At 34.0% G+C, this 6,659-nt stretch carries 6 protein-coding genes; 3 read left to right on the top strand and 3 right to left on the bottom strand.

Annotation, left to right across the window (positions count from 1 at the left end; translation table 11 throughout):
• A partial coding sequence (locus QMD61_11305) for an ATP-binding protein (protein ID MDI6725221.1) occupies nucleotides 1–940 on the top strand: 940 nt, incomplete at its 5' end.
• A gap of 113 nt (nucleotides 941–1,053) precedes the next feature.
• Here QMD61_11305 and QMD61_11300 read toward each other — a convergent pair.
• From QMD61_11300 to QMD61_11290, 3 genes are all read right to left on the bottom strand, one after another.
• A complete protein-coding gene (locus QMD61_11300) occupies nucleotides 1,054–1,761 on the bottom strand; it encodes a HEAT repeat domain-containing protein (GenBank protein MDI6725220.1) in 708 nt (235 codons plus the stop codon).
• Nucleotides 1,762–1,924: 163 nt separating this feature from the next.
• Nucleotides 1,925–3,931 carry a ferrous iron transport protein B gene (gene feoB / locus QMD61_11295; GenBank protein MDI6725219.1) on the bottom strand — a complete coding sequence of 669 codons (2,007 nt, stop codon included), beginning with the start codon at nucleotides 3,929–3,931 and terminating at the stop codon, nucleotides 1,925–1,927.
• A gap of 2 nt (nucleotides 3,932–3,933) precedes the next feature.
• Nucleotides 3,934–4,671, bottom strand: a complete 738-nt coding sequence (locus QMD61_11290; GenBank protein MDI6725218.1) for a metal-dependent transcriptional regulator — start codon at nucleotides 4,669–4,671, stop codon at nucleotides 3,934–3,936.
• 145 nt (nucleotides 4,672–4,816) lie between these two features.
• Between QMD61_11290 and QMD61_11285 the strand changes: the two genes are divergently transcribed.
• Nucleotides 4,817–5,332 carry a hypothetical protein gene (locus QMD61_11285; GenBank protein MDI6725217.1) on the top strand — a complete coding sequence of 172 codons (516 nt, stop codon included), beginning with the start codon at nucleotides 4,817–4,819 and terminating at the stop codon, nucleotides 5,330–5,332.
• A gap of 30 nt (nucleotides 5,333–5,362) precedes the next feature.
• Complete coding sequence (locus QMD61_11280) at nucleotides 5,363–6,559, top strand: FAD-dependent oxidoreductase (protein ID MDI6725216.1); 1,197 nt, start codon at nucleotides 5,363–5,365, stop codon at nucleotides 6,557–6,559.
• The last annotated feature ends 100 nt before the right edge of the window (nucleotides 6,560–6,659 follow it).

Raw genomic sequence — 6,659 nt, 5'->3', positions numbered from 1 at the left:
TAAAGACATAGTAGCTCCAGATAAACATCCTGAAATGCCAAAAAATGCTGCTGAATTGTACAGTAAAGGAAGTGCCACATTTCAAATCGTTCATCTAACTAAAGATGGAAAAAGAATACCTGTCGAAGTTAACAACCATTTAATAGATTATAAAGGCAGGAAAGTTTGTCTTGCAATTTCTCGTGATATAAGTGAACGTAAAAAATCTGAAAAAGATCAGGAAAAACTTATTGAGGATTTAAAACGTTCCAATGAGGAATTACGTCAATATGCCCATGTGATATCCCATGATCTTCAAGAACCACTCCGAACTATTGCCAGTTTTACGCAACTTCTGGAAATGCGTTATAAAGGTAAGTTTGATGAAGATGCAGAAGAATTCATGGAATACATTGTGGATGCAAGTATACGAATGAAAAAGATGATTCAGGATCTTCTTGAATATTCTAAAGTAACTACAGATGCTAAAGAATTTAAATTAATTAACATTGAAGAAATAATTAAAGACGTTTTAAATGATTTAAAGATTAATATAGAAAATAACCGCGCTGAAATAACGTATGATACTCTTCCAGATGTTTTTGGTGATTCTAAACAGATTAGCAGGGTTTTTCAGAATTTGATTTCCAATGCTATTAAGTTCAGGAAGCCGGATGAACCTCCAAAAATCCATATTACAGCAAAAGAAGATAAACAGAACAATGAATACATTTTCCAGATTACAGACAATGGAATCGGACTAAAAAAAGAGTACATGGAACGTATATTTGAAATTTTCCAGCGTCTGCATACGATTGATGAATACAGAGGAAGTGGAATTGGACTTTCTATATCAAAGAAGATAATTGAACGTCATGGAGGACGAATATGGGTTGAATCAACTCCAGGTAATGGATCAACCTTCTATTTCACATTACCAATAAACCCTCAAAAAACATAATAACTAATTTTATGGACAATATTTTGTAGACTTTTCCTAAAATTTTGAGATGAAGAATCAATATTTTACTAAAAATAACTAATCAAAAACTAATAATTAAGCAATTCATCCTTTTAATGTTTCTTCGATTCAATTTCATCCAGAGCTTCTTCTATATGGAGCCTTACATACCATCTTTTATCCTTTAATGCTTCTTTTAAGGGTTCAATTGCTTTTTTACTCCCTATTTTACCAAGAGCTTCTGCGGCATGCTTTTTAATACTTATATCTTCATGGTTCAATGCTTCAATAAGTGGTTCTACAGCTTCTTCATCGCCTATCATCCCCAATGCCTCCTCTACATTACTGCAGAAAACAATATCATCATCCTTTAATGATTGAATTAATGAATTTACAGCCCTCTTATCTCCTATTTTACCCAGGGCTAAAACAGCATTATTTCGGATTTTTGTATCATTCAAAGCTTCAATCAATGGATCTACTGCATTAATATCGCCGATTTCACCAAGTGATATTGCGGCATGCATCCTTACAAACCATTTATCATCCTTAAGTAATGGAATTAAAAAGTCTGTTGCCTTTTTATTCCCTATTTTACCAAGAGCAGAAGCAGCATTACCTCTAACATCGGTATTTTCATCATCTAATGCATTGATTAAAAGGTCAACCAATGATTCATCCCTAATTCTTGTAAAAGCATTTGCTGCCTCTGAACGAATATTAACATCTTCACTTTTTAAGGCATTAATCAGTCCCTGAACATCTTTTTCCCTTTCTAATTTTTTTATGTTGGGTTTGGAAAAACCATTGAGAATCCCCATATTTACACCAATTTTTTTCTTAATAATATATTTTATTTGAAAATTATTTAAATCTTTCCTTAAAAGACTGATTTATAAAGTTAATCCAAAGAATTACGATTTTTGAAAAAATCCATGCTAATAAATTTTATTTCTTAAAATTCCGGCTAATTTCAGATTTTATCTAATAAACCAAAGACAGCAGCCTGAACGCTATTCCACCAAGAACTATTGCGGTTATAAAATTAGCTGCTGTGATCATTCCTGCTGATTTCCATCCAAATTCCCTGGCTAAAACTGCTATAGTTGAAGCACACGGCAGATAAAGCATTGCTACAAGTGCAAGAACAATAAACTGAACTGGTGTCAGAACCAGCGCCAAATTTGTGCCGAAGAAAGCCACCAACATTAATAAAATAAATTCTTTTCTAATTGCGCCGAAAATAAGTAATACTCCCGCTACTACTGGAAGACCAAGCCACCATACTGTTAATGGAGCTAATGCATTACTTATAGGCTCAAGAACTCCCAGAACATAAAGAGCCTGTACAAAAGCGGTTCCAAATATATAAATCGGTAAAACCAGATATATAAGGGATTTAGTCCTTATCCATGTCTGTTTTGCTATTATTGAAAGTTTTGGAACTTTAAAGCTGTGCATTTCCATTATTAATCCTGTAGACTCTCCTGGAACGATCTTCAATGCTATCCTACCTAAAGCGAATATAATTAAAATATCTATAACATAAAGCGCAAGCGCCCACCAAACGCTGACGAAAACCGCTACTAAACCCAGTATTACTATGGTTCTGGCTGCACATGGGGCAAATGTTATTGCAAATGCTGCAAGCAATCTTTCTCTTCTGGTTTCAAGAATTCTTGTGCTGTCAATTGCTGGAACATTACATCCATAACCTAAAATAAGAGGAATTAAAGCCTTTCCATGTAAACCAATTTTATGCATTGCAGTATCCATCATAAATGCTACTCTGGTTAAAATACCTGAATTTTCAATTGCACTCAACATAAGATAAAATGGAATTACAAATGGTATTATCAATGTTATTCCTGCAACTAAACCTCCAACAGCACCATTCCATAGTATGGCTGGTAATCTTCCACTAATCTGAGGATCTACAGGCTGGAAAAAGCTAAATACCTCTGTAAGCAGTTCTGAAAAAAAATTTCCAACAATAAATGTCCAGAGGAGTAATCCCCCCACAACAAGAGCGGATATAACATAACCAAAAATTCTATCTGTAGCCAGTCTATCAAGTCTTTCTGAAAATGATATTTTCATCTCACTTTGAACCTGCGCTCCTGCTGTAATCATGTTAGCAAGGGCATATCTCTCCGATGCTATGACAGAAAAGGAAGGTTCATTATGTATTTGTTCTATTTCCTTTGCTAATTCATATGATTTTTGAACTACTTCTTCAGAAACTTTTTTTACTAATTTAATTATTTCAGGATCATTTTCAAGTAATTTAAGGGCAATCCATCGGTATGGATATCCTAAATCAAGATTTTTTGAACCCATTAACTTTGAAAGTATATTTACTCTATTTTCAACTTCAAACCCATATTCAATTCCCTTATCTATGGGTTTTAATTTATTTTCAGCAAAATTAATGGCTGTTTCCATCAATTCATGCAGTCCTTCACCTCTTACTGCTACTGTAGCTACTACTGGTACTCCGAGGGCTGCCTGAAGTTTGGCTATATCAATGACAATCCCTTTTTGTTTGGCTATATCAATTTGATTAACACATACAATAAGTGGAACTTCCATTTCTATTAATTGCATTGTAAAAAATAGATTACGCTCCAGGACTGCAGCATCAACAACATTAATCACAACGTCAGGCTTTTCAAAGGCTATATACTCCCTTGATACTATTTCTTCCATTGAAAAGGTTGAAAAAGAATAAATCCCAGGTAAATCAATTATATCAATATTATAACCGTTAAAATAGAGTTTTCCTTCTGCTCGTTCAATTGTTTTACCTGGCCAGTTTCCTACAATCTGATTTGAGCCTGTTAGTTCATTAAAAATTACACTTTTACCTACATTTGCATTTCCTGCAAGTGCAACCGTTAATTCCCTATCTTTTCCCCTCTTTCGGTGTCTGTGTCTATGATCTTTACCCTTCCATGATTCTCGAGAGTTACTTTTATAGGTTTTAACCAAAATCAGCACCCCTCTTCATCAACAGCTTCAACAAAAACGTTTGATGCTATATCGTGTCCAAGTGCAAGTTTTGAACCCCTTACTGCAACTTCCACAGGACCGCATAAAGGTGCAACTTTCATCACTCTAATAATAGCCCCAATGGTAATTCCCATGTCTAAAAGTCTTCGAATTACCTTATGATCCCCTCTTATGAAACTTACTTTTCCTTTATTACGTTCCTTAAGATCAACTATTGATACAAGATTTTGATTACGTTTTCCTACTTCTTCTAAATCTTCTTCTTTCTGCAATAAACATTCTTCACAACTTGTAAACTTTAAATCACATTCAGGAATAACGTTATCCCCTGGACATTTATTAGGATGTTCAAGGAGGTGGCATAGTGCTCTTTCTGCATCATCTGAAAGTGTATGTTCCATCTCACAAGCCTGTTCATGGATTTTATCTTTTTTAATTTTGAGGATATCGCATAAAAATCTTTCAAGTAACCTGTGTTTTCTGGTAATTTTTTTTGCGATTTTGAGTCCTTTTTCGGTTAATACAGCTCCTTTATATGGTGAATATTCAACGTATCCTGTATCTGCTAGTTTTTTTAGCATTTGAGTAACACTTGCAGGAGAAATTCTTAAATTATCTGATATTTGTGAAGTGCTTACCTGTTCTCCATGTGGGCTGAGTTTGTAGAGAATTTCCAAGTATTCTTCGACATTTTCACTTAGTGTATACTTTTCGGCCATTAGGTTCACCTAAATTTTTACTTAATCATAGTTATATACGATACAATATAAACGTTTTGGCATGCCTAAAAATTATTAATATTAGAAAATCATATAAGGAAGTATGAAAATAGCTTTAATTGTTTAAGCTTTAGGAAGAAATAAAATGGCCAAATATACTATGGGTGAATCTATAATCATTAGTATTGTAATAGGATCTGTTCTTTTATATTTACTGGGAATAAGCGGTGTATTTTCACTGATTATTATTGGTTTCATTGCTACCTACCTTACTATAGAAAACCATAGAAGTTATAAAGTAGGAGGCATTGCAGGAGGAGTTTTAGGGATTATGCTATTCATATTTAGTTTTTTTACCCCTCCAAATTTACCCTATAGTCTTGGTTTTAATACTGGTTTTGCATTTAGTGGTATTGTGACATTAGGTTTTGGATTTATATTTTCATTGCTTGTCTGTTATGTTTTTGGATCTCTAGGAGGACTTATTGCAATAAAAATGCTGAAGAAGAAAACCAAATCAAGACCTAAAAATCAAACAAGATATGACTATTCAAAAACAGGGTATAAACCAGCGCCAGGATTTAAACAAAAACCTCGACGTAAAATTAATAGTAGGAAAGGTCAAAAACCCCGAAAAACTCTTAAAAGAGCATATAAATAATTAAATACTTTTATTTAGAGGAGAAATTAAATGAAAGTTATTGTTGTAGGATCTGGAGCAGGTGGAGCAACCGTTGCAAAAGAACTGGCCAAATCCGGAATAGATGTAACTATTTTTGAAAAAGGGCCATTTATAAAGATGAAAAAGTCCTATGAATATTATAAAGTACTTAACACTGGAATTGAAATTTCCCAGACAGTATGTATTGGGGGAACAACTGCAGTAACCATGGGGAATGCAGTCAGAACCTGTGAAAAATACTTTAAAAATATGGGGATAAACATCGAAGAGGAATTTAGGGAAATAGAAGACGAACTTAATGTCAAAACTCTTCCAGATTCTCATTTTGGGGAAGGAACGATAAAACTAATAAATGCTGCAAAATCTCTGGGATTTGAAATGAAAAAAATGCCTAAATTTATTAATCCCGAAAATTGTAAACCTTGTGGTAAATGTTCTTTTGGCTGCCCTAAAGACGCTAAATGGACAACAGTAAAGTTCATTGAAGAGTGTAAAACATATGGGGCCACTATTATTGATAATACTCCCATTACAGAGATTATAGTTGAAGATATGAAAGTTAAAGGAGTAAAAAGCTATGATAAAATATTTAAAGCAGATCTTGTTGTTTTATCAGCTGGAGCCATTGAAACTCCCAAATTACTTCAAAAAGCAGGTATAAATGCTGGAAATAACCTTTTTGTTGATACCTTTGTTACAGTTGGAGGCATACTCAAAAATATAAAATTTAACAAAGAAGTGCAGATGAATGCCCTTATTAAACTTGAAAACATTGTTATAACTCCTCATTTCTCAGGACTTCTTGTAGAAGAGCTTAAAGATTTCAATGCTCGTAAAAAGGATATAATTGGATTGATGATCAAAATTGCAGATGATCCATCAGGTCGTGTTAATGAAAAAGTAACCAAATTCAGCACAGCAAATGATGTTGAGCTTCTGGCAAGGGGAGCTGCCATTGCTGGAGCTATTTTAATTGAAGCAGGCGTTGATCCAAAAACCCTGGTTTCAACATATGCCCGAGGGGCACACCCCGGAGGAACAGCCGCAATTGGAGAGGTAGTAAATAAAAACCTTGAAACAGAAATTAAAGGCCTTTATGTAGCAGATGCAAGTGTTTTTCCAAAGGCACCCGGAGCGCCGCCTGTTCTTACCATTATGGCCCTTGCTAAAAGGCTTGGAAAGCATATAATTAAGGAAAAGCAATAGGTTAAAAGATGCCTATTGTTAAAATAGAAAAGAAAAGGAAAATCAGAAAAATATAAAAAGGCAATATTAGATGGAGTTCATGATGCTCTAGTTGAGGCAA

This window comes from Methanobacterium sp., from assembly GCA_030017655.1.
Lineage (GTDB): Archaea > Methanobacteriota > Methanobacteria > Methanobacteriales > Methanobacteriaceae > Methanobacterium_D.
This window is presented reverse-complemented; position numbering and strand designations above follow the sequence as displayed.

Coding starts and splice junctions, on each gene's coding strand:
- QMD61_11300 (MDI6725220.1), bottom strand. CDS start 1,761: ATGGGGATTCTCAATGGTTTTTCCAAACCCAACATAAAAAAATTAGAA.
- QMD61_11290 (MDI6725218.1), bottom strand. CDS start 4,671: ATGGCCGAAAAGTATACACTAAGTGAAAATGTCGAAGAATACTTGGAA.
- QMD61_11285 (MDI6725217.1), top strand. CDS start 4,817: ATGGCCAAATATACTATGGGTGAATCTATAATCATTAGTATTGTAATA.
- QMD61_11280 (MDI6725216.1), top strand. CDS start 5,363: ATGAAAGTTATTGTTGTAGGATCTGGAGCAGGTGGAGCAACCGTTGCA.